20 protein-coding genes are annotated in these 23,021 nt (G+C 70.3%); 16 read left to right on the forward strand and 4 right to left on the reverse strand.

Annotated elements, in window-relative coordinates; genetic code table 11:
• Positions 1 to 184 precede the first annotated feature (184 nt).
• Positions 185 to 1,156, reverse strand: coding sequence for an LLM class flavin-dependent oxidoreductase (locus ACZ5K7_RS40690; RefSeq protein ID WP_351712552.1), 972 nt, complete (start codon positions 1,154 to 1,156; stop codon positions 185 to 187).
• Positions 1,157 to 1,214: 58 nt separating this feature from the next.
• Positions 1,215 to 2,687 (reverse strand): cytosine permease, encoded by a 1,473-nt coding sequence (locus ACZ5K7_RS40695; protein ID WP_468922175.1) that lies wholly within the window; start codon positions 2,685 to 2,687, stop codon positions 1,215 to 1,217.
• Between the two features lie 128 nt (positions 2,688 to 2,815).
• On the opposite strand from ACZ5K7_RS40695, the gene ftsY reads away from it, so the two are divergent.
• On the forward strand, positions 2,816 to 4,009 hold the full coding sequence (gene ftsY, locus ACZ5K7_RS40700; RefSeq protein WP_351712550.1) for a signal recognition particle-docking protein FtsY: 1,194 nt from the start codon (positions 2,816 to 2,818) through the stop codon (positions 4,007 to 4,009).
• A 284-nt stretch (positions 4,010 to 4,293) separates the two neighbouring features.
• Here ftsY and ACZ5K7_RS40705 read toward each other — a convergent pair whose 3' ends face one another.
• Positions 4,294 to 4,950: a bifunctional DNA primase/polymerase gene (locus ACZ5K7_RS40705; protein WP_468922179.1), complete on the reverse strand. Its 657-nt coding sequence runs from the start codon at positions 4,948 to 4,950 to the stop codon at positions 4,294 to 4,296.
• Positions 4,951 to 5,406: 456 nt separating this feature from the next.
• On the opposite strand from ACZ5K7_RS40705, the gene nsdA reads away from it, so the two are divergent.
• From nsdA to ftsH, 6 genes are all read left to right on the forward strand, one after another.
• A complete protein-coding gene (nsdA, locus tag ACZ5K7_RS40710) occupies positions 5,407 to 6,891 on the forward strand; it encodes a transcriptional repressor NsdA (protein ID WP_468922182.1) in 1,485 nt (494 codons plus the stop codon).
• A 332-nt stretch (positions 6,892 to 7,223) separates the two neighbouring features.
• Positions 7,224 to 8,561: an ammonium transporter gene (locus ACZ5K7_RS40715; protein WP_351712544.1), complete on the forward strand. Its 1,338-nt coding sequence runs from the start codon at positions 7,224 to 7,226 to the stop codon at positions 8,559 to 8,561.
• On the forward strand, positions 8,558 to 8,896 hold the full coding sequence (locus ACZ5K7_RS40720; protein ID WP_093498850.1) for a P-II family nitrogen regulator: 339 nt from the start codon (positions 8,558 to 8,560) through the stop codon (positions 8,894 to 8,896). Before ACZ5K7_RS40715 ends, ACZ5K7_RS40720 begins: the two co-directional genes overlap by 4 nt.
• 35 nt (positions 8,897 to 8,931) lie before the next feature.
• Complete coding sequence (locus tag ACZ5K7_RS40725) at positions 8,932 to 11,388, forward strand: [protein-PII] uridylyltransferase (protein WP_351712542.1); 2,457 nt, start codon at positions 8,932 to 8,934, stop codon at positions 11,386 to 11,388.
• A 93-nt stretch (positions 11,389 to 11,481) separates the two neighbouring features.
• Entirely contained in the window at positions 11,482 to 13,032 is a 1,551-nt protein-coding gene (gene ffh / locus ACZ5K7_RS40730; protein WP_351712540.1) for a signal recognition particle protein, read from the forward strand.
• 49 nt (positions 13,033 to 13,081) lie between these two features.
• Complete coding sequence (ftsH, locus tag ACZ5K7_RS40735; protein ID WP_468922187.1) at positions 13,082 to 15,025, forward strand: ATP-dependent zinc metalloprotease FtsH; 1,944 nt, start codon at positions 13,082 to 13,084, stop codon at positions 15,023 to 15,025.
• 106 nt (positions 15,026 to 15,131) lie between these two features.
• Here ftsH and ACZ5K7_RS40740 read toward each other — a convergent pair whose 3' ends face one another.
• Positions 15,132 to 15,992, reverse strand: coding sequence for a methyltransferase domain-containing protein (locus ACZ5K7_RS40740; RefSeq protein ID WP_351712536.1), 861 nt, complete (start codon positions 15,990 to 15,992; stop codon positions 15,132 to 15,134).
• Positions 15,993 to 16,580: 588 nt separating this feature from the next.
• Between ACZ5K7_RS40740 and ACZ5K7_RS40745 the strand changes: the two genes are divergently transcribed.
• The 9 genes from ACZ5K7_RS40745 (at position 16,581) to lepB (ACZ5K7_RS40785) (ending at position 22,918) form a co-directional block, all read left to right on the forward strand.
• The gene (locus ACZ5K7_RS40745; protein WP_351712534.1) at positions 16,581 to 17,183 is read left to right on the forward strand and encodes a hypothetical protein; all 603 of its coding nucleotides are present in this window, start codon (positions 16,581 to 16,583) and stop codon (positions 17,181 to 17,183) included.
• A gap of 304 nt (positions 17,184 to 17,487) precedes the next feature.
• Complete coding sequence (rpsP, locus tag ACZ5K7_RS40750; protein WP_351712532.1) at positions 17,488 to 17,907, forward strand: 30S ribosomal protein S16; 420 nt, start codon at positions 17,488 to 17,490, stop codon at positions 17,905 to 17,907.
• A gap of 5 nt (positions 17,908 to 17,912) precedes the next feature.
• Positions 17,913 to 18,152, forward strand: a complete 240-nt coding sequence (locus ACZ5K7_RS40755) for an RNA-binding protein (RefSeq protein ID WP_014176063.1) — start codon at positions 17,913 to 17,915, stop codon at positions 18,150 to 18,152.
• A gap of 121 nt (positions 18,153 to 18,273) precedes the next feature.
• Complete coding sequence (gene rimM / locus ACZ5K7_RS40760; RefSeq protein ID WP_450973417.1) at positions 18,274 to 18,816, forward strand: ribosome maturation factor RimM; 543 nt, start codon at positions 18,274 to 18,276, stop codon at positions 18,814 to 18,816.
• On the forward strand, positions 18,816 to 19,649 hold the full coding sequence (gene trmD / locus ACZ5K7_RS40765; RefSeq protein WP_468922193.1) for a tRNA (guanosine(37)-N1)-methyltransferase TrmD: 834 nt from the start codon (positions 18,816 to 18,818) through the stop codon (positions 19,647 to 19,649). The genes rimM and trmD overlap by 1 nt, the downstream gene beginning before the upstream one ends.
• A gap of 139 nt (positions 19,650 to 19,788) precedes the next feature.
• Entirely contained in the window at positions 19,789 to 20,139 is a 351-nt protein-coding gene (gene rplS / locus ACZ5K7_RS40770) for a 50S ribosomal protein L19 (protein ID WP_351323547.1), read from the forward strand.
• An 83-nt stretch (positions 20,140 to 20,222) separates the two neighbouring features.
• The gene (lepB, locus tag ACZ5K7_RS40775; protein ID WP_351712526.1) at positions 20,223 to 20,918 is read left to right on the forward strand and encodes a signal peptidase I; all 696 of its coding nucleotides are present in this window, start codon (positions 20,223 to 20,225) and stop codon (positions 20,916 to 20,918) included.
• Positions 20,911 to 21,999, forward strand: a complete 1,089-nt coding sequence (lepB, locus tag ACZ5K7_RS40780) for a signal peptidase I (protein ID WP_450973418.1) — start codon at positions 20,911 to 20,913, stop codon at positions 21,997 to 21,999. The genes lepB (ACZ5K7_RS40775) and lepB (ACZ5K7_RS40780) overlap by 8 nt, the downstream gene beginning before the upstream one ends.
• A complete protein-coding gene (lepB, locus tag ACZ5K7_RS40785; RefSeq protein WP_468922198.1) occupies positions 21,890 to 22,918 on the forward strand; it encodes a signal peptidase I in 1,029 nt (342 codons plus the stop codon). The genes lepB (ACZ5K7_RS40780) and lepB (ACZ5K7_RS40785) overlap by 110 nt, the downstream gene beginning before the upstream one ends.
• The last annotated feature ends 103 nt before the right edge of the window (positions 22,919 to 23,021 follow it).

Consider the following 23,021-nt stretch of genomic DNA (forward strand, 5'->3'; position numbering starts at 1 on the left):
GTATCCGCCGCCGCCCCGCCCGGTCACTGCCCGGGCGGGGCGGCGGTCCGTCTCCCTCTCTCACCCGACAGGTCCGCCGCGCTCTTCCCTTCCGCTCTTCCGCCGTAACGGCGCTCAGCCACGACGGCCGTGACCGGCGGTGCCCCGCCCGCCGGCAGGCATCCGTGCGGGAACTCCCACCCCGCTACGCCGGCAGCGCCGGAAGCACGGCTTCCCCGAAGAGACGCAGGCTTCGCCAGCCCTCCTCCACCGGCATGCCGCCGGCCAGGGGGTGCAGGACCAGGTTGTCCAGGCCGGCCGTCACGCATTCCTCCGGGGTGAGGATGCGGTAGACGCCCTCCGCGCGGAGTTCGTCCACCGTCGTGGCCGACGAGCGCACCGCCGAGTGGATGTCGCCGGACTGCCAGGACGCGTAGGTCATGGCCTCGTGCAGGAAGTGCTTCCCGTACTGGGCCCACGCCCGGTCCGGGTCCTCGGCGATGTGCAGCAGCGGAGTCTCCGCCGTCGGCATCATCGTCCAGCCCTCCGTGCCGTACTCGGTGAGCTTCTCCTTGTAGTACGCCTCCAGCTCCGGCAGATGCGCGCTGGGGAAGAACGGCAGGCCGAGCCGGGCGGCACGGCGGGCGGCGGCCTTGGAGGATCCGCCGACCAGCAGCAGCGGGTGCGGATCGGTGAAGGGGCGCGGTGTCACCCGTACCGTACGGCCCCGGTACTCGAACTCCTCCCCGGTCCAGGCCTTGAGCACCGTCTCCAGCACCTCGTCCTGCAGCCGGCCCCGCCGCTTCCACTCCACGTCGAACAGGGCGTACTCCTCCGGCCGGTAGCCGATCCCGGCCACCGTCACCAGCCGCCCCCCGCCGAGCAGGTCGAGCACCGCGATGTCCTCCGCCAGCCGCAGCGGGTCGTGCAGCGGGCCGATCACCGCCGACACGGTCACCGCGATGTTCCGGGTCGCCCCGAACACCGCGCCCGCGAAGGCGAACGGCGACGGCAGCCAGTTGTTGTCGACCCCGTGGTGTTCCTCGGTCTGGACCGTGGTGACCCCGTGCTCGTCGGCGTACGCGGCCATCTCCACGGCGGCCCGGTAGCGGGCGCCCAGGGAAGCGGAGTCGGCCCCGGGCTCGACGAGGTTGAAGCGGACGACCGAGACGGGCATGGGAGTTCCCCTTCACCTTGGCCGGGCGGGTGTGGCGGGGACATTAGCTGACGGTGCGTCAGACGGCCAGAGGTGCGCGCTCCCCGGCCGTGGCCGGCACCACCGCCGGCTTCGGCAGCACCGCGTACAGCAGACCCGAGACGAGGATCGTCGCGATCCAGCCCAGCCCGTACCGGCCGACGGGGTTGTTCGAGGCGAGCGGACCGGTGAACCAGTCGGACCTGGTGAACAGGGACCCGGCCAGCAGGCCGAGCGCCCAGGCCGTGACGGCGGCGGGGGAGAAGCCCGCCCGGTACCAGTAGGCGCCGGCCCGGGTGGTGTCGAGGAGAGCCTTGGCGTCGTACTCCCGCCGCCGGAGCATGTCGATCCCGAACACGCCCACCCATGCCGAGAACGCCACCGCCAGCAGCGACAGGAAGGCGATGAACGAGCTCATGAACGAGGTCGCCGCCAGCATCAGCACCCCGCCGAGGACCAGTGAGATCACCGCGTTGACGGAGACCGCCCAGTGGCGGGGGATCCGGAAGCCGAGCGTCTGCGCGGTGAAGCCCGCCGAGTACATCGACATCGCGTTGATCAGCACCATCCCGACCAGCGCGATCAGCAGATAGGGGACCGCGAGCCACAGCGGGAGGATCTCGCCGAGGAAGGAGACCGGGTCGGCCGCCTTGGCGAGGTCCGGAGTGCCGGACGCCACCACCGCACCCATCAGGACCATGGGGAGGACGACGATCACGGCGCCGCCGACCGTGTTGCGTACGATCGCCGCCGAGGACGCCGTACCCGGCAGATACCGCGTGAAGTCCGGCGAGGCCGGTGCCCAGCTCATCCCGCCCGCCGCGATCAGTCCGACCCCGGTGATCATCGCCGCCGTGGGGCCGGCGTGCTGCCCGAACACCCTGCTCCAGTCCGTCTTCACGATCAGGCGGCCGAGGACCAGCAGGGTGAAGGCGCCGAACAGCCAGGTCGCCCACCGGTTGCAGCGCTGCACCACCTTGATGCCCATGCCCGAGATCGCGAACGTGGTGATCACGAAGAGCAGGAGGGCGACGATGATCAGCGTGGTGTTGCTCCTGATCCCGAAGACGATGTCCAGGACCGTCAGCAGCGCATAGGCGCCGGTCACCGCGTTGATCGTCTCCCAGCCCCAGCGTGCCACCCAGATCAGCGCGCCGGGCAGCAGGTTTCCGCGCTGCCCGAAGACCGCGCGGGAGAGGGTCATGCCCGGTGCGCCACCCCGTTTGCCCGCGATGCCGACCAGTCCGACCAGGCCGTACGACACGATCGGCGCGGCGGTGCCGACCACCAGCGCCTGCCAGAAGTTCAGCCCGAACGACACCGCCAGGCTCGCACCCACGGTGAGCAGCAGGACCGTGATGTTGGCGGCGATCCAGGTGGGGAGCAGTCCGCGGGGTGTCCCGGTGCGCTCGGAGTCGGGGACCGGTTCGATGCCCCGGATCTCGAGGCCGTGCTGCTCCAGTGACTCTTCCAGATGTTCGAGGGCGCCATCGTGGTGGGCGGTGGTCCTCATGGGCAGTCATCGTACTTTAGTCTGACGAATACCCCCAAAGGGGACAACTTGCTTCGGGGAATCGTCCGGAAACTCCCTCGCGAGGGAGCAAAGTCGTGCCCGGGGGAGGGATGGATACTGGACGGGTTATGGAAACCGTCATCCTTGCTGTAGTCATCGCCGTGGTCGTGCTCGGCGCGATCGGCGGGCTCGTCGTCGGCAGCCGGCGTAAGAAGTCGCTGCCCCCGCCGCCCCCCACCGCGCCCGACATCACCGCGCCCCCGGCCGAGCCGCACGTCGGCGACGAGGCCGAGACGCCGCGCGACGAACCGCGCCGGACGATAGAGGAGGTCGACCTTCCCGACGGCTCGGCTCCCGTCGTCGTAGAAGAGCCCCCGGCTCCCGAGATCGAGATCCCCGAGCCCACGGCCGGCCGCCTGGTCCGGCTGCGCGCCCGGCTCTCCCGCTCCCAGAACGCCCTCGGCAAGGGGCTGCTCACGCTGCTCTCGCGCGAGCACCTCGACGACGACACCTGGGAGGAGATCGAGGACATCCTGCTCACCGCCGACGTCGGTGTGCAGCCCACCACCGAACTGGTCGAACAGCTGCGCGAGCGCGTCAAGGTGCTCGGCACCCGCACCCCCGTGGAGCTGCGCGGGCTGCTCCGCGAGGAGCTCCTCAAGCTGGTCGGCACCGATGCCGACCGCGTGGTGAAGACCGAGCCCGCCGACCGCAAGCCCGGCATCGTGATGGTCGTCGGCGTGAACGGCACCGGCAAGACCACCACCACCGGCAAGCTCGCGCGCGTGCTCGTCGCCGACGGCCGTACGGTCGTCCTCGGCGCCGCCGACACCTTCCGGGCCGCCGCCGCCGACCAGCTCCAGACCTGGGGCGAGCGGGTGGGCGCCTACACCGTGCGCGGACCGGAGGGCGGCGACCCCGCCTCCGTCGCGTTCGACGCGGTGAAGGAGGGCAAGGAGATGGGGGTGGACGTCGTGCTGATCGACACCGCCGGGCGTCTGCACACCAAGACCGGGCTCATGGACGAGCTCGGCAAGGTCAAGCGGGTCGTCGAGAAGCACGCCCCGCTGGACGAGGTGCTGCTCGTCCTGGACGCCACCACCGGCCAGAACGGCCTGGTCCAGGCGCGGGTGTTCGCCGAGGTCGTCGACATCACCGGCATCGTGCTCACCAAGCTGGACGGCACCGCCAAGGGTGGCATCGTCATCGCCGTCCAGCGCGAACTGGGCGTCCCCGTCAAGCTCATCGGCCTCGGCGAGGGCGCGGACGACCTGGCACCGTTCGAGCCGGAGGCGTTCGTGGATGCCCTTATCGGTGACTGACCCCAGCCGGGTGAATTTACCCGCCGCTGTCGCGAGAACCTTCGTGAGCCTTCGTGAGAAGCGCCCGATCCCCAAGGTGCAGCCGGGGACGGGCGCTTCGGCGTATGAGGAGCCCCCTGCCAAGCAGGTCGGGTGAAGTCTGCTGTTGCTCGGCAGCTCCCCGAAGGGGCGCGGGGCTGTATCGACATGCGGCTCCGCCGCGTGGGCACGACTGGGTCAGCGCCTCCAGCCACGACGTCGCCGTGGACGAACGACGGCGCATCGCGGCAATGCCGGCGGAGCGCTTACGCCCGCGACCGGTGCGCCACGTACGCCAGTGTCCCCAGCAGCAGCCTCGCCGTCGGCGGCTTCGTCGCCGAGTCCAGGGCCGGTGGCCGCAGCCAGCGCACCGGGCCCAGGCCGCTCCGGTCGGACGGTGGCGCGGTGACGTACGCGCCCGGGCCGAGGCCGCGCAGGTCCAGGGAGGTCGGGTCGTCCCAGCCCATGCGGTAGAGCAGTTCGGGAAGCTCGGCGGCGGCGCCGGGGGCGACGAGGAAGTGGGCGCGGCCCTCCGGGGTGGCGATGATCGGGCCGAGGGGCAGACCCATCCGCTCCAGGCGGACCAGGGCCCGGCGCCCGGCGGCCTCGGCGACCTCGACGACGTCGAACGCGCGGCCGACCGGCAGCATCACCGCCGCGCCCGGGAACTCGCCCCAGGCCTTGGTGACCTCGTCGAGCGTGGCCCCGGCGGACACCTGGGGCGCGAAGTCCAGCGGATGCGCTCCCGGCGCGGGACAGTCGGCGTGCCCGCACGAGCATGCGCCGGCCGCGGCCCGGGCACCCGGGACCACGTCCCAGCCCCACAGGCCGGTGAACTCGGCGACGGCGGTGCAGTCCGATGAACGACCGCGCCGGCGCGTGCCGGAGCGGATCTCGCGAATGCCGCCGATCGTGAAGCCCATGCCCCCTCCAACGGGTCCGGCGCGCCGGTGGTTACGACACGGAACGAGACCGAAACGGAACGTGACGCTACGGCTCCGCCTTCCCTCGCGCCCGCAAGGTCAAGACAGCGCCTGGAAGCGCTACCGGTGGTGCACCTGGGGCTGCGCGCCCCTGAGTGCATCGCTCCGCCTACTCCCGGCCGTCCTATGTCAAGTGAATCGCGCCTAGGCCATCGTGAGTTCATTCGAAGGGGTGGCGAATGGTGGCGTTTCCGGGATCGCCATGGCTGGAGCAGTGATCGTAGGATTACTTTGAGTGCACGAGGCCTAGGGGCACATGCATTCGTGGGTATGCCGGAGGCAACTCGGTATCCCGTTCGAAGGGTGAGAACTGCGGGCGGGCGGCCGTATTTACCGGCATTCTGATAGGGCTTGGCGCATCCGGCAACAAGTGGTCTCAGGGATGGGGGCGTTCCAGTGGGCGGCAACGGCGGAAGCGGGACGACCGCGGCCAGTACGGACAAGCGCCCCAATGAGCTGCTCAACTCGTGGTTCGTGCGCAGCGGCTGGTCCAAGGGCGAGCTGGCGCGGCAAGTGAACCGCAGGGCACGCCAGTTGGGGGCCAACCACATCTCGACCGACACGTCGAGGGTGCGCCGCTGGCTCGACGGGGAGAACCCGCGCGAGCCGATCCCGAGGATCCTTTCCGAGCTGTTCTCCGAGCGCTTCGGCTGTGTCGTCTCGGTCGAGGACCTCGGTCTGCGGGCCGCCCGCCAGTCACCCTCCGCGACCGGCGTCGACCTGCCCTGGACGGGCCCGCAGACGGTGGCCCTGCTCAGCGAGTTCTCGCGCAGCGACCTGATGCTGGCGCGGCGCGGCTTCCTCGGAACCTCGCTGATCCTGTCGGCGGGCCCGTCCCTCATCGAGCCCATGCAGCGCTGGCTCGTCCCCTCGCCCACCGCCCCGCGGCAGGCCCCCGAGTCGGCGGCCGACTCCCGCCGCCCCGGCCGCCTCTCCAGGCCCGAGCTGGCCCTCCTGGAGTCCACCACGGAGATGTTCCGCCAGTGGGACGCCCAGTGCGGCGGCGGCCTGCGCCGCAAGGCGGTCATCGGCCAGCTGCACGAGGTCACCGACCTCCTCCAGGAACCTCAGCCCGAGACCACCACCCGCAAGCTCTTCCAGGTCGCCGCCGAGCTGGCGGAGCTGGCCGGCTGGATGTCCTACGACGTCGGGCTCCAGCCCACCGCCCAGAAGTACTTCGTGCTCGCCCTGCACGCGGCCAAGGAAGCCGGCGACAAGCCGCTGGGCTCGTACGTCCTCTCCAGCATGAGCCGTCAGATGATCCACCTCGGCCGGCCCGACGACGCCCTGGAGCTGATCCACCTCGCCCAGTACGGCAGCCGGGACTGCGCGAGCCCGCGCACCCAGTCCATGCTGTATGCGATGGAGGCCCGCGCCTACGCCAACATGGGCCAGCCCGGAAAGTGCAAGCGGGCGGTCCGGATGGCCGAGGACACCTTCGCCGAGGCCGACGAGTGGGACGAGCCGGACCCCGACTGGATCCGCTTCTTCTCCGAGGCCGAGCTCTACGGCGAGAACAGCCACTCCTTCCGCGACCTCGCCTATGTCGCCGGCCGCAGCCCCACCTACGCCTCGCTGGCCGAGCCCCTGATGCAGCGGGCCGTGGACCTTTTCGCCAAGGACACCGAGCACCAGCGGTCGTACGCACTGAACCTCATCGGCATGGCCACCGTGCACCTGCTGCGGGGCGAGCCCGAGCAGAGCACCGTTCTCGCCTCCGAGGCCATGGGCATCGCCAAGAAAGTGCGCTCGGAGCGCGTGAACACTCGTATTCGAAAGACGGTGGACTCGGCCGTCCGTGACCACGGTGATCTCGCCGCGGTCGTCGACCTCACCGAACAGCTCGCCGTCGATCTGCCGGAGACCGCCGAGGCGGTCTGAACCCCGGCACACCACGGACCCCGGCCGCGGCCGGCCCTCCCGAACTGCCCGACTCGGCTCCCCCACGCCAGGTCATCGGAAGGCCGCCGCGGCCGGTTCTCTTCGTCCGCGAGAAGGTTGCGCCACGATAACGATCCCGCAGCCCGGTATCTCGCAGTTCATCGACGCGTAACACGCAGAGCGTCTTCGTCACTCCGGCGAAACAACGAGGGGCAACGACCGAAACCGCGCTGCGCCAATCTCATGGCGCATAACCGGCCCACCCCCCGCTTGACCGGACCACTCAGGCATCGCCCGCACACAGGGCCGTACCAATCGACGAGGAGACGCCGATGGCACCAGCCATCATGCTTGCCGCGGAGGCACCCAAGCTGTCCTCCGCGAACACAGGCTTCATGCTCATCTGTTCCGCCCTGGTGCTGCTCATGACGCCGGGACTCGCCTTCTTCTACGGAGGCATGGTCCGCGTCAAGAGCACCCTGAACATGCTGATGATGAGCTTCGTCAGCATCGGGATCGTCACCATCCTGTGGGTGCTCTACGGCTTCTCCCTGGCCTTCGGCTCCAGCAACGGCTTCATCGGCTTCAACTCCGACTGGCTGGGCATGAGCAACGTCGGCCTGACGGAGCTCTGGGACGGCTACACGATCCCGATCTTCGTCTTCATGGTCTTCCAGATGATGTTCGCGGTCATCACGCCGGCCCTGATAAGCGGCGCCATCGCCGACCGCGTCAAGTTCTCGGCCTGGGCGCTCTTCGTCGCCCTGTGGCTCACGGTCGTCTACGTCCCGGTCGCCCACTGGGTGTGGGGCGCCGACGGCTGGGCCTACAAGCTCGGTGTGATCGACTTCGCCGGTGGTACCGCGGTCCACATCAACGCCGGTGCCGGCGCGCTCGGCGTGATCCTGGTCATCGGCAAGCGGGTCGGCTTCAAGAAGGACCCGATGCGCCCGCACAGCCTGCCGCTGGTCATGCTCGGCGCCGGTCTGCTGTGGTTCGGCTGGTTCGGCTTCAACGCCGGCTCCTGGCTCGGCAACGACGACGGCGTCGGCGCGCTGATGTTCGTCAACACGCAGGTCGCCACCGCCGCCGCCATGCTGGCCTGGCTCGCCTACGAGAAGATCCGGCACGGCGCGTTCACCACGCTGGGCGCCGCCTCCGGCGCGGTCGCCGGTCTGGTCGCGATCACCCCGTCCGGTGGTGCGGTCTCCCCGCTCGGCGCGATCGCCGTCGGCGTCATCGCCGGTGTCGCCTGCGCCGCGGCCGTCGGACTGAAGTTCAAGTTCGGCTACGACGACTCCCTGGACGTCGTCGGCGTCCACATGGTCGGCGGCATCATCGGCTCCCTGCTCATCGGCTTCTTCGCCACCGGCAAGGGCCAGTCCGCCGCGACCGGTGTCTTCTACGGCGACCACTCCTTCACCCAGCTGTGGAAGCAGTTCGCCGGTGTCGGCGCGGTCCTCGGCTACTCCCTGGTCGCCTCGGCGGTCCTCGCCTTCCTCCTCGACAAGACCATCGGTATGCGGGTCTCCGAGGACGAGGAGATCTCCGGCATCGACCAGGCCGAGCACGCCGAGACTGCATACGACTTCAGCGGGGCGGGCGGCGGTGTCCTCGGCTCCGTCTCCGCCGCGGCCCTGGCCGGCACGAGCAAGAAGGTGGACGCATGAAGCTCATCACCGCCGTCGTGAAGCCCCACCGGCTCGACGAGATCAAGGAGGCCCTGCAGGCCTTCGGCGTCCACGGTCTCACGGTCACCGAGGCCAGCGGCTACGGTCGGCAGCGCGGCCACACCGAGGTCTACCGTGGTGCTGAGTACACGGTCGACCTGGTGCCCAAGATCCGCATCGAGGTGCTGGCCGAGGACGAGGACGCCGAACAACTGATCGACGTCATCGTCAAGGCGGCCCGCACCGGCAAGATCGGTGACGGCAAGGTCTGGTCCCTCCCGGTCGAGACCGCCGTACGGGTCCGCACGGGCGAGCGCGGACCGGACGCACTGTAGAACAGAACCATCTGAATACAGGCAGGAGTCGCTGGGTGACGGGCACGGAAGTTCGGAACGACGCAGAGAACACGGGACCCAGCGGCTACGCGGCGGCCCGGCTGCGCCTCCTCACCGAGGGGGCGCGGTCCGGGCCGTCGCGCCGTACCGCCCTCGCCGAACTCACGGACGAATGGCTGACCGGCCTGTTCGCGGCGGCCACCGAGGGCATCAAGGGCGGCGTCTCCCTGGTCGCCGTCGGCGGCTACGGCCGCGGCGAGCTGTCCCCCCGCAGCGATCTGGACCTGTTGCTGCTGCACGACGGCGGCGACTCCGGCGCGGTGGCCGCCGTCGCCGACCGGCTCTGGTACCCCGTCTGGGACCTGGGCCTGGCCCTCGACCACTCCGTGCGTACGCCCGCCGAGGCCCGCAAGACCGCCGGCGAGGACCTCAAGGTCCAGCTGGGCCTCCTGGACGCCCGCCACATCGCCGGCGACCTGGGCCTGACCACCGGACTGCGCACCACGATCCTCGCCGACTGGCGCAACCAGGCCCCCAAACGCCTCCCCGAACTCCAGGAGCTCTGCCTCGAGCGCGCCGAACGCCACGGCGAGCTGCAGTACCTCCTGGAACCGGACCTGAAGGAGGCCCGCGGCGGGCTGCGGGACGCCACCACGCTGCGCGCCGTCGCCGCCTCCTGGCTGGCCGACGCCCCGCGCGAGGGCCTCGCCGACGCCCGCCGGCGCCTGCTCGACGTCCGCGACGCCCTGCACCTCGCGACCGGGCGCGCCACCGACCGCCTGGCGCTCCAGGAGCAGGACCAGGTGGCCGCCGAACTTGACCTCCTCGACGCCGACACGCTGCTGCGCCAGGTCTACGAGTCGGCGCGGCTCATCTCGTACGCCAGTGATGTCACCTGGCGTGAAGTGGGGCGCGTACTGCGTTCGCGCGCCGTGCGGCCGCGGCTGCGCGCCATGCTGGGCGGCGGCAAACCGGTCGCCGAGCGCTCCCCGCTCGCCGAAGGGGTGGTGGAGCAGGACGGCGAGGTGGTGCTCGCCCGCGCCGCACGCCCCGAACGCGACCCCGTGCTCCCGTTGCGCGCCGCGGCCGCCGCCGCGCAGGCCGGCCTCCCGCTCTCCCTGCACGCCGTACGGCGCATGGCCGCCACCGCGCGCCCCCTGCCCACGCCCTGGCCCGCCGAGGCGCGCGAGCAGCTGGTCACGCTCCTCGGCTCCGGCCGCCCCACCGTCGAGGTCTGGGAGGCACTGGAGGCCGAAGGCCTGATCACCCGCCTCCTACCCGACTGGGAACGGGTCCGCTGCCGTCCGCAGCGCAACGCCGTGCACATCTGGACCGTCGACCGGCACCTCATCGAGACCGCCGTCCGCGCCTCCGAGTTCGCCCGCCGCGTGCACCGCCCCGACCTGCTCCTGGTCGCCGCGCTGCTGCACGACATCGGCAAGGGCTGGCCCGGCGACCACTCGGTGGCCGGCGAGATCATCGCCAAGGACGTGGCGGCCAGGATCGGCTTCGACCGCGCGGAGGTGACGGTCCTGTCGACGCTCGTACGGCACCACCTGCTGCTCATCGAGACCGCCACCCGGCGCGACCTGGAGGACCCGGCCACCGTCCGCCTGGTCGCCGAAGCGGTCGGCAGCCAGGGCACCCTGGAGCTGCTGCACGCCCTCACCGAGGCCGACGCGCTGGCCACCGGCCCGGCCGCCTGGTCGTCCTGGCGCGGCTCGCTCGTCGCTGACCTGGTCAAGCGGGTCTCGGCGGTCCTCGCCGGGGACGCCGACGACGAGCCCGAGCCGGGCGCGCCCACGGCCGAGCAGGAGCGGCTGGCGATCGAGGCGTTCCGCACCGGCAGCCCGGTGCTGTCGCTGCGCGCCCAGACCGAACCGGCGGCGACGGAGGACGAGCCGTCCGGCGACCCCGAGCCGCTCGGCGTGGAACTGCTCATCGCCGTACCCGACCAGCCGGGCGTCCTCCCGGCCGTCGCCGGCGTCCTGGCCATGCACCGCCTCGCCGTCCGCACCGCCGAGCTGCGCTCCCTCCGGCTCCCCGACGACGTCGACGACGGCGCCGTCCTGCTCCTGGACTGGCGGGTCGCCGCCGAGTACGGCTCCCTGCCCCAGGCGGCCCGCCTCCGTGCGGACCTGGTCCGTGCCCTGGACGGCTCCCTGGACATCGCCGGACGCCTTGCCGAGCGGGACGCGGCCTACCCGAGGCGCCGGGGCTGGGTGGCCCCGCCGCCGCGCGTGACGGTCGCCTCGGCGGCCTCCCGGCACGCCACGGTGATCGAGGTGCGGGCCCAGGACGCGCCCGGGCTGCTGTTCCGGATCGGGCAGGCGCTGGAGGACGCCGAGGTACGGGTGCGCAGCGCGCATGTCAGTACGCTCGGGTCGAACGCCGTAGACGCCTTCTACGTGACCGGCGCCGACCACGCGCCGCTGCCCGCGGAGGAGGCGAGCTCCGTGGCGCGCAAACTGGAGGAGACGCTGAGGGCCTGACCGCACGGTTACGTAAGGCGGGGACCACTTCCTTGCGCGGCCGGATACCCTGGAAGACGCTCACTGCCCCCGACTCCGAGGACCGACGCCGCCGTGTTCGACACTCTCTCCGACCGCCTTTCAGCGACCTTCAAGAATCTGCGCGGCAAAGGGCGTCTGAGCGAAGCGGACATCGACGCCACGGCGCGGGACATCCGTATCGCGCTTCTCGAAGCCGACGTCGCCCTTCCGGTCGTCCGCACGTTCATCAAGAACGTCAAGGAGCGGGCGCTCGGCTCCGAGGTCTCCAAGGCCCTGAACCCGGCCCAGCAGGTCCTGAAGATCGTCAACGACGAGCTGGTCACCATCCTGGGCGGCGAGACCCGGCGGCTGCGGTTCGCCAAACAGCCGCCCACCGTGATCATGCTCGCCGGTCTCCAGGGTGCCGGTAAGACCACCCTCGCGGGCAAGCTCGGCCACTGGCTCAAGGGCCAGGGCCACTCCCCGCTCCTGGTCGCCGCCGACCTCCAGCGCCCCAACGCCGTCAACCAGCTCAGCGTCGTCGCCGAGCGCGCCGGGGTCGCCGTCTACGCGCCCGAGCCGGGCAACGGCGTCGGCGACCCGGTCAAGGTCGCCAAGGACTCCATCGAGTTCGCCAAGCAGAAGGTCCACGACATCGTGATCGTGGACACCGCCGGCCGCCTCGGCATCGACCAGGAACTGATGCAGCAGGCCGCCGACATCCGGGACGCGGTCAGCCCCGACGAGATCCTCTTCGTCGTCGACGCCATGATCGGCCAGGACGCCGTCACCACCGCCGAGGCCTTCAGCGACGGCGTCGGCTTCGACGGTGTCGTCCTCTCCAAGCTCGACGGTGACGCCCGCGGTGGTGCCGCGCTCTCCATCCGCCAGGTCACCGGCAAGCCGATCATGTTCGCCTCGAACGGCGAGAAGCTCGACGACTTCGACGCCTTCCACCCGGACCGGATGGCCTCCCGCATCCTCGACATGGGTGACCTGCTCACCCTGATCGAGCAGGCGGAGAAGACGTTCAGCCAGGAAGAGGCCGAGAAGATGGCCTCCAAGCTGGCGTCCAAGAAGGGCCAGGACTTCACCCTGGACGACTTCCTGGCCCAGATGGAGCAGGTCAGGAAGATGGGCAGCATCTCCAAGCTGCTCGGCATGCTGCCCGGCATGGGCCAGATCAAGGACCAGATCAACAACCTGGACGAGCGGGACGTCGACCGTACCGCCGCGATCATCAAGTCGATGACCCCGGGCGAGCGCCAGGACCCCACGATCATCAACGGCTCCCGCCGTGCCCGTATCGCCAAGGGCTCCGGTGTCGAGGTCAGCGCGGTCAAGGGGCTCGTCGAGCGGTTCTTCGAGGCCCGCAAGATGATGTCCCGCATGGCCCAGGGCGGCGGTATGCCGGGCATGCCGGGGATCCCGGGCATGGGCGGTGGCCCCGGCCGTACCAAGAAGCAGCCGAAGCAGGCCAAGGGCAAGCAGCGTTCCGGCAACCCGATGAAGCGCAAGCAGCAGGAGCTGGAGGAGGCTCAGCGCCGCGAGGCGGCCGCCCAGGGCGGGAACGCCTTCGGGGTGCCGCAGCAGGGCAGCCAGGACTTCGAGCTGCCGGACGAGTTCAAGAAGTTCATGGGCTGAGTCCACCTGTGCGCGTGCCAGGGGTTGGTCGGTGTCGTACCTTCCGCATATGACCAACCCCGCGCCGCCGCGCAAGTCGCCCGACCAGCCCTGGCGTACCGAGGGTGCCCCCGAGGAGCCGCCGAAGCCGCCGTCCGGCGGGCCGAGGATGCGCGGCGGCTGGTGGCGGTTGATCATGACCGCTCTGGTGGTCTACCTGCTGGCCAACCTGGTGCTGTCGTACTTCGATCAGGCCAACGAGCCGACGATCTCGTACACCGAGTTCAGCAAGCAGGTCAACGACGGCAACGTCGACAAGATCTACGCCAAGGGCGACTCGATCCAGGGGCAGCTCAAGAAGGAGCAGAAGAACCCCGAGGGCGGCGGGAACTACACCAAGTTCAACACCGAACGGCCGTCCTTCGCGGGCGACGACCTCTGGGCGAGCCTGACCAAGCACAACGTCACGGTCACCGCCGCACCGGTGGTCCAGCACCGCAGCTTCCTCGCCAACCTGCTGATCTCGCTGGCGCCGATCATCATCCTGGTCGCGGTGTGGGTCTTCATCGCCCGCCGGATGAGCGCGGGCCTCGGCGGCGCGGGCGGCATGCTGGGCCGCAAGGCGCCGCCCAAGCCGGTCGAACTGGAGCCCGGACAGCAACGGACCACCTTCGAGGACGTGGCCGGCATCGACGAGGTCGAGGGCGAGCTCAACGACGTCGTCGACTTCCTGAAGAACCCCGACGCCTATCGCCGGATGGGCGCCAAGATGCCGCGCGGTGTGCTGCTGGCCGGCCCGCCCGGCACCGGCAAGACGCTGCTCGCGCGGGCCGTCGCCGGCGAGGCGGGCGTGCCGTTCTTCTCGGCCTCGGCCTCCGAGTTCATCGAGATGATCGTGGGCGTCGGCGCCTCCCGCGTGCGCGAACTGTTCGCGGAGGCCCGCAAGGTCGCCCCCTCCATCATCTTCATCGACGAGATCGACACCATCGGCCGGGCCCGCGGCGGCGGTGCCTCCATGGGCGGGCACGACGAGCGCGAGCAGACCCTCAACCAGATCCTCACCGAGATGGACGGCTTCTCCGGCTCCGAGGGCGTCATCGTCATCGCGGCCACCAACCGCGCCGACATCCTGGACCCCGCACTCACCCGCCCCGGCCGCTTCGACCGGGTGGTCCAGGTGTCGCCCCCGGACCGCACCGGCCGCGAGGCCATCCTGGAGATCCACACCCGCGAGATCCCGCTCGCCCCGGGCGTCGACCTCGCCCAGGTCGCCCGTACCACCCCGGGCATGACCGGTGCGGAACTGGCCAACCTCGCCAACGAGGCCGCCCTGCTCGCCGTCAAACGCAAACAGGACAAGGTCACCCAGTCCGACCTCTCGGAGGCCCTGGAGAAGGTACAGCTCGGCGCCGAACGGCCGCTGGTGATGCCCGAGGAGGAGCGCAGGCGTACCGCCTACCACGAGAGCGGACACGCCCTGCTCGGCATGCTCCAGCCCGGCGCCGACCCGGTCCGCAAGATCACCATCGTGCCGCGCGGCCGCGCCCTCGGCGTCACGCTGTCGACGCCGGACGCCGACAAGTACGCGTACACCGAGGAGTACCTGCGCGGCCGGATCATCGGCGCGCTCGGCGGAATGGCCGCCGAACAGGAGGTCTACGACGTGATCACCACCGGTTCGGAGAGCGACCTGGAACAGGTCACCAACATCGCGCGCGGGATGGTCTCCCGCTGGGGCATGAGCGAAGAGGTCGGCCGCCTCTCCGCCCTCCCGAACGACGCCCAGCAGGCCTACGGGCTCGCCGCCGCGCCTCAGACCCTCGACGTGATCGACACCGAGATGCGCCGGATCGTCGACGAGTGCTACGAGGAGGCGCGCCGCAAACTCCGCTACCACCGGGACCAGCTGGACGCGCTGGCCCAGGCCCTGCTGGAACGCGAGACGCTGGAGGAGGCGGACGCGTACCGGATCGCCGGAATCACCCGCCTGACCAAGGATCCCGACGGGAGCTGAGCGCCCCCAGGGGGCGCGGGGCTGTACCGATATGTGGCTCCGCCGCGCGGGCGCGACCAGCCACAACGCGGCCGCGGACGAAAGACGTCGGCCTCCCAGCGGAGCGTCAGCGCACGCGGGCGATCAGGTAGCGGAAGACGTTAGGCATCCACACCGTGCCGTCCGGGCGCTGGTGCGGATGGAGCGCCTCGGTCAGCTCCTTGCCGACCTGCTCCTGGTCGGTCGCCGCGATCGCCGCGTCGAACAAGCCGGTCGAGAGCAGCCCGCGTACGGCGCTGTCCGTGTCGGCGTATCCGAACGGGCAGGAGACCCGCCCGGAACCGTCGATCCGCAGCCCGGCCCGCTGGGCGACCTCCTCCAGGTCGTCGCGGCAGGCCGGCCGCCAACGTCCCGCGCTGCGCAAAGGATCGGCCAACTTCGCGGCCACCCGCAGGACGGACGAGGTCGCACAGCGCTCCGGCGGACCCCAGCCGACCAGCACCACGGCCGCCCCGCGCTCCGCCAGGGGCGTGGCCTCGGCGAGCAGTCCACCGAGCCGTTCGGCGTCGCCGGCCAGGCAGCCGATGGGGTCGAAGGCGGTGATCAGGTTGTACGCCGGTGCCTGCGCGTCCGCCGCGTCCGCCGGCCCGCCCTGGACGACCCGGGCGGCGCGGCCACGCGCGCGTGCCCCGAGGGCCGACTCGGGCAGCAGGCGCTCACGGGCGAGGGCGAGGCGTTCGGGGGAGGGGTCGACACCGGTCACCGCGGCCCCTCTGGCCGCCGCCATCAGCAGGGCGAGACCGGAACCGCAACGCAGGCCGAGCAGCCGGGTGGCAGGGCCCACTTCGAGTCGCTCGTGGACGGTCTGGTGGAGCGGCACCAGCATCCGCTCCTGGATCTCTGACCAGTCACGCGCGCGTGCGCCCAGGTTCACGCGGGGTGCGGAGTCCGCGTGAGACGGGTGATGCCGCACGAGCGTAGGTGTCATAGGTAAGCGCCCCAATCCGCCGAGAGTTACGCACTGACCGATTCCGTGGTCCCCGTGTCGTGCGCTCGCACTTCCCACGTATGCCAGGTAACTCCGGGCTCGCGGTGGCGTCCAGAGGTCGCGGGACCCGGCTTGTGCGGGGACTGTGACTGTGGCGAGATTTCACATACTCGCAACTTGGGGCTCTACCATCGGACCCACGACACGGCGGTTCTGGCCATGGTCGGCGGGCACGGTGGCCGTACGGTGTCCGGTCGCCGGAGACGGGCCGGTGCCGGGATGACGACGGGATCCGGGTAACGTCGGGACCGTCGCGGGCGCTGACCGAGATGAGGTCCTCCGCCACGAGAGCGACCGAAAGGCCTCTTGCGCATCCGCCGGCCCCAGCCGTCCCGGTCTCTACGCCGGGGGTACGCGTCGGGTCGTACGTCAGACTACGCACCGGCTTGGTACGAGCTGTGAGGCTTCTCCGCAGATCAGCGCACCCGTACTCGTCTCCACGCATCAGTGCCAACTGACGGGTACGTGCAAATTATTTGGGATGCCCCGGAATAGGAACACAGTGGCACTCCCGCTCGTTCTCATTACGTGAGCACGACACAGACACCACCTGTTCTCGCCGCAGAGCTGGCAGAGGCGTGGGCCGACATTCAGCGGTACCACCCCGAACTGCCGGACCTTGCCGCGCCAGAGTCCCTGATCGGAGAGTCGTCGTCCGCGTGCGGACACGAGCTCTCCTTCGAACGACTGCTCCATGAGGCAGTCCACGGCATCGCCGCAGCCCGTGGAGTGCGCGACACCTCCCGGGCCGGCCGTTACCACAACCGCAGATTCCTCGCGATCGCCGAGGAGCTGGGCCTGGACCACCCCGACGAGCCGCATCCCAGCAGCGGCTTCTCGCTGGTCACGCTCAACCCCGAGGCCAAGCGCCGCTACCGGCCGACCATCGACAGACTGCAGCGCGCTCTCAAGGCGCACACGGTGGCGACCTCCGCCGACACCTCCCGCACCTTCCGCGGCCCGGCCGCCCGCCATGGCTCGTCCGGCGGCGGTGTCCGGGTCAAGGCGGTGTGCGACTGCGGACGCAACGTCCGGGTGGTGCCGTCGGTCCTGGCCCAGGCACCCATCGTGTGCGGCGGCTGCGGCAAGCCGTTCCGCATCCCGGAGATCGTGGGAGCGGCGGCGAGCTGAACACACGGCTGCTCGTGGCAGCCGTAGCCATCGCTCGTCGCCACACCCCGGTCTCCCCGCGGGCAGCGCACCCGACGTACCTCACCTCCACGCCGGGTGCGCCTCCGGCATGCCCAGGGCCCCTCTCACCTCGCCGTCGGCCAAAGCGACCCGCAGGGTGTGGCACAATGGCTAGCTGTACTCGACAGCCGCACAGGACCCCTCTCTCCTCCGGCTGACGCGTCCATCGGGCACTCGGGTACCGCAACCCCACGCGGCAGTCTCGCCGTGCCCAAACACGTCAAATCCAGGAGAACCCACTCCCGTGGCAGTCAAGATCAAGCTGAAGCGTCTGGGCAAGATCCGTTCGCCTCACTACCGCATCGTCATCGCCGACTCCCGCACCCGTCGTGACGGCCGTGCGATCGAGGAGATCGGCAAGTACCACCCGACCTACAACCCGTCGGTCATCGAGGTGGACGCCGAGCGCGTCGCGTACTGGCTCGGTGTCGGCGCCCAGCCGACCGAGCCCGTGCTCGCCATCCTGAAGAAGACCGGCGACTGGCAGAAGTTCAAGGGCGAGCCCGCCCCGGCGCCGCTGCTCGTCGCCGCACCGAAGGCCACGCGCCCGTCGTTCGAGGCGCTCGGCGGTGACGACGAGGGCAAGGGTGAGGCCATCACCCAGAAGAAGAAGGCTGAGAAGAAGGACGAGGCCGCGGCTGAGTCCGAGTCGACCGAGGCCTGAGCAGCATGCTCGAAGAGGCGCTTGAGCACCTCGTGAAGGGCATCGTCGACAACCCCGACGATGTGCAGGTCGCCTCGCGCAACCTGCGCCGCGGGCGCGTGCTGGAGGTCCGGGTGCACCCCGACGACCTCGGCAAGGTGATCGGCCGCAACGGCCGTACCGCCCGTGCCCTGCGTACCGTCGTGGGCGCCATCGGCGGTCGTGGAGTCCGTGTCGACCTCGTCGACGTGGACCAAGTCCGCTGACGCTTCATCGCAACCGGCTCGGGCCGGGGAGGGCCACTGGGCCGTCCCCGGCCCGTAGTCGTACGGCCGGTCGTAGTCGTACGGCCGGTCGTGTGCGTCGTATGACAGGAGAGCAAGCACAGTGCAGCTGGTAGTCGCACGGATCGGCCGCGCCCACGGCATCAAGGGCGAGGTCACCGTCGAAGTACGTACCGACGAGCCGGAACTCAGGCTCGCACCCGGCGCCGTACTCGCCACCGATCCCGCGGGCGTGGGACCGCTCACCATCGAGACGGGCCGCGTGCACAGCGGCCGTCTGCTCCTGCGCTTCGAGGGCGTCAAGGACCGCACCGGTGCCGAGGCCCTGCGCAACACGCTCCTGATCGCCGAGATCGACCCCGAGGCACTCCCCGAGGACGACGACGAGTACTACGACCACCAGCTCATCGACCTGGACGTGGTCACCGAGGACGGCACCGAGGTCGGCCGGATCACCGAGATCTCGCACCTGCCCTCCCAGGACCTCTTCATCGTCGAGCGCCCCGACGGCAGCGAGGTCATGATCCCGTTCGTCGAGGAGATCGTCACCGAGATCGACCTGGAAGAGCAGAAGGCCGTCATCGCGCCCCCGCCGGGCCTGATCGACGACCGCGCGGAGATCGCCTCCTCCCGGGACGAGTCCTGATGCGCCTCGACGTCGTCACGATCTTCCCCGAGTACCTGGAACCCCTGAACGTCTCGCTCGTCGGCAAGGCACGCGCGCGTGGACAGCTCGATGTACGCGTGCACGACCTGCGGACCTGGACGTACGACCGGCACAACACGGTCGACGACACCCCGTACGGCGGCGGACCCGGCATGGTCATGAAGACCGAGCCCTGGGGTGACGCGCTCGACACCGTCCTCGCCGACGGCTACGAGACCGGCGCGCACACGCCCGCGCTGATCGTGCCCACCCCCAGCGGCCGCCCCTTCACCCAGGAACTCGCGGTCGAACTCTCCGAGCGGCCGTGGCTGATCTTCACACCGGCCCGCTACGAAGGCATCGACCGGCGGGTCATCGACGAGTACGCCACCCGGATGCCGGTCCACGAGGTGTCCATCGGCGACTATGTGCTGGCCGGCGGTGAGGCGGCCGTACTCGTCGTCACCGAGGCCGTGGCCAGGCTGCTGCCCGGCGTCCTCGGCAACGCCGAGTCGCACCGGGACGACTCCTTCGCACCCGGCGCGATGGCCAACCTCCTGGAAGGGCCCGTCTACACCAAGCCCCCGGAGTGGCGGGGGCGCGACATCCCGGAGGTGCTGCTCAGCGGCCACCACGGGAAGATCGCCCGCTGGCGCCGCGACGAGGCCCTGAAGCGCACGACCGCGCACCGGCCCGACCTGATCGAGCGCTGCGAGCCCAAGGCGTTCGACAAGAAGGACCGCGAGATGCTCTCCATCCTGGGCTGGGAACCGGACCCGGAGGGGGAGCCCCACGGCCGATTTTGGCGCCGGGCCCCCGGCGTGGAAGAATAGGCGGCTGTTGCTGTGAACCGTCCGGTGTGCGCCCCTGCCACAGGGGGAGACGACGCCCACCCTGACGGCACGGCCCACCTCCGAAGAACCTCTAGTTCCCGTTGATGACCTGTGGCATCAGCGAAGAAAGCAGACGAAAATGTCTCACCTGCTCGACACCGTCGACTCCGCGTCGCTGCGCAGCGACGTCCCGGCCTTCCGCCCGGGTGACACCGTCAACGTCCACGTCCGCGTCATCGAGGGCAACCGCTCCCGTGTGCAGCAGTTCAAGGGCGTTGTGATCCGCCGCCAGGGCAGCGGTGTCCGCGAGACCTTCACGGTCCGCAAGGTCTCCTTCTCCGTCGGCGTCGAGCGCACCTTCCCGGTGCACACCCCGATCGTCGAGAAGATCGAGCTCGTCACCCGCGGTGACGTGCGTCGCGCCAAGCTCTACTACCTGCGCGACCTGCGCGGCAAGGCCGCGAAGATCAAGGAGAAGCGCGACAACTGATCGCGCGCGACGACGCCCGTGAGCCGTAGGCGAGCGAGCCGATAAGCAGGCGTCTTACCGGGGCCGGATAACATCTGGCCCCGATGGACACCGAAGCACAGCCGACGGAGCGCGACCGCTCCTCCAGCCCCGAACCAGAGGCCGCGGAGGACCGGTCGCGTTTCGCGTTCCTGGCGCGCGTCACCGACTGGCTGCCGGGCGGCTGGATCACCCTGACCCTCTTCGCCTGCCTGGCGTTTTTGCTCGTCCTCAACACTTTCGTGGCGCAACCATTCCAGATTCCCAGCGGATCCATGGAACAGGGATTGAGGATCGGGGACCGAGTTCTCGTAAATAAGTTGGCGTACCGTTTCGGTGCCGAGCCGCGCCGGGGCGATGTCGTCGTGTTCGACGGCACCGGCTATTTCGGGGACGCCGACTACATCAAGCGCGTCGTCGGTGTGGGAGGAGACCGCGTGGTCTGCTGCGACAAGGAGGGGAGGATCGAAGTGAACGGCCGGTCGGTCGACGAGACCGCGTTCCTCTATCCCGGGGACACCCCGTCCACCGTGCCCTTCTACGTAGAGGTCCCCGAGGGCACGCTCTTCGTCCTCGGGGACCACCGCAGCGACTCCAGCGACTCCCGCGACCATCTGGGCTCGCCCGGCGGCGGCATGATCCCCGTCAAGGACGTGATCGGCCGGGCCGACTGGATCGTCTGGCCTTACGCCCACTGGACCCGGCTCACCCGTCCCGCCGCCTACGCGCACGTGCCGGCCGCGGGAGGGGCACATGGGTAACCGCGGCAAACCGCGTGGCGTGCCCGCGGACGCCACCGCCAATCTGCTGCCCACCGGGGTCCGGCGCGCCTCCGGCTCGTCCGGCGGCCGGTCCCGCGCGGAGCGGCGCAAGCTGCAGCGCAAGGTCAAGCGCAAGCGCCGGCGCGGCGCGGTGCGGGAGATACCGCTGCTGGTCGGGGTGGCCGTCCTGATAGCCCTGGTGCTGAAGACGTTCCTCGTCCAGGCCTTCGTGATCCCCTCGGGTTCGATGGAGCAGACGATCCAGATCGGCGACCGTGTCCTGGTCGACAAGTTCACCCCGTGGTTCGGCTCCAAGCCGCACCGCGGTGATGTCGTCGTCTTCCACGACCCGGGCGGCTGGCTGAACGACGAGCAGACCACCAAGACGAACGACCCGATCGTCGTCAAGCAGATCAAGGAAGGGCTCACCTTCATCGGTCTGCTGCCCTCCGCCAACGAGAAGGACCTCATCAAGCGGGTCGTCGGCGTCGGCGGCGACCACGTCAAGTGCTGCGACACGCAGGGCCGGGTCACCGTCAACGGCGTACCGCTGACCGAGGGCGACTATCTCTACCCGGGGAACGTGCCGTCCGCCACCGAGTTCGACATCACCGTCCCGCAGGGGCGGCTGTGGGTGATGGGCGATCATCGCGGCAACTCGGCCGACTCCAGGGCGCACCAGGACACCGACTACGGCGGTACGGTCCCGGTGAGCCTGGTGGTGGGCCGGGCCAAGTGGATCGGCTGGCCGTTCGGGCACTGGGCCTCGCTGGACGAACCTAAAACCTTCGCAAGCGTTTCCAACTCCGTGTCGGGGTCGACCGCGGCTCCCCGACTGTCGCATAGGGTTGCCTCCGACGATCCGAACGGATACATCCAACTCCCGAGCCCTGCGGAACTCCCGCTCGTTATGGGAGTGGTGGGTCTGCGCCGGGGATGGCGCGGGCGGCGGCACGGAGTAAGGAGTTGGCGTGGGGGATGTGGCGGTTGGCGCACGGTCGGGACACGACGGCGAGGAGCACAGCGGGCGCCCCGTGGAGAATGTCCCCCCCGTCGACGGTGGTTCCACCTCCGGGAATGACGGTGGGCCGACCGGGGACGGCGGTCCGGCGGACGGTCCGTACCCCGGCGGTGGCGGCGGGAACACGGACGGGGATGCGGGCGACTCGGCGGCGCCCGCACCGAAGAAGCCCCGCTCCTTCTGGAAGGAGCTGCCGATCCTGATCGGCATCGCGCTGGTGCTGGCGCTGCTGATCAAGACGTTCCTGGTGCAGGCGTTCTCGATTCCTTCGGACTCGATGCAGAACACCCTCCAGCAGGGTGACCGGGTCCTGGTCGACAAGCTCACCCCGTGGTTCGGCTCCAAGCCGGACCGTGGCGAGGTCGTCGTCTTCCACGACCCGGACGACTGGCTGGCGGGCGAGCCCACGGCCCAGCCGAACGCGATCCAGACCTTCCTCAGCTGGATCGGCCTGATGCCGTCCGCCGAGGAGAAGGACCTCATCAAGCGGGTCATCGGCGTCGGCGGCGACACCGTCTCCTGCAAGAACAGCGGCCCCCTCATGGTCAACGGCCATGCACTGAACGAGCCCTATGTGTATCCGGGCAACACCCCGTGCAGCGTCGACGACCAGGGCGGCCAGTTCACGGTGAAGGTGCCCAAGGGCTACATCTGGGTGATGGGCGACCACCGCCAGAACTCCCGTGACTCGCGCTACAACCAGTCCGACAGCCACCACGGCATGGTCCCGGTCAAGGACGTCGTCGGCCGTGCCATCGTCAAGGCGTGGCCGATCAACCGCTGGGGCACCCTGCCGGTCCCGGACACCTTCGACCAGAGCGGTATCAACACGCAGTCGTCCGCCGCGGCCTCCCTGTCGGTGGCCCCGGAGGGCGTGACCGTCGCGGCCGTCCTGCCCGTCGTGGTGTGGCGCCGGCGGCGGGGCGACCGCCTCGAGTCGAAGCTCGGGAAGCGGCCGACGGCCGCGGGCAAGCGCTGACCGGGCCGGACGGCCCCGAGGCGGCGCTGACCCATCCGTGTGAAACCCTTGGGGAGCTTGTGACCAGGGGCGGGGAAGAAGGGCTGCCCCTGCCCGGTACCGC

Source organism: Streptomyces sp. NPDC031497, from assembly GCF_055580905.1.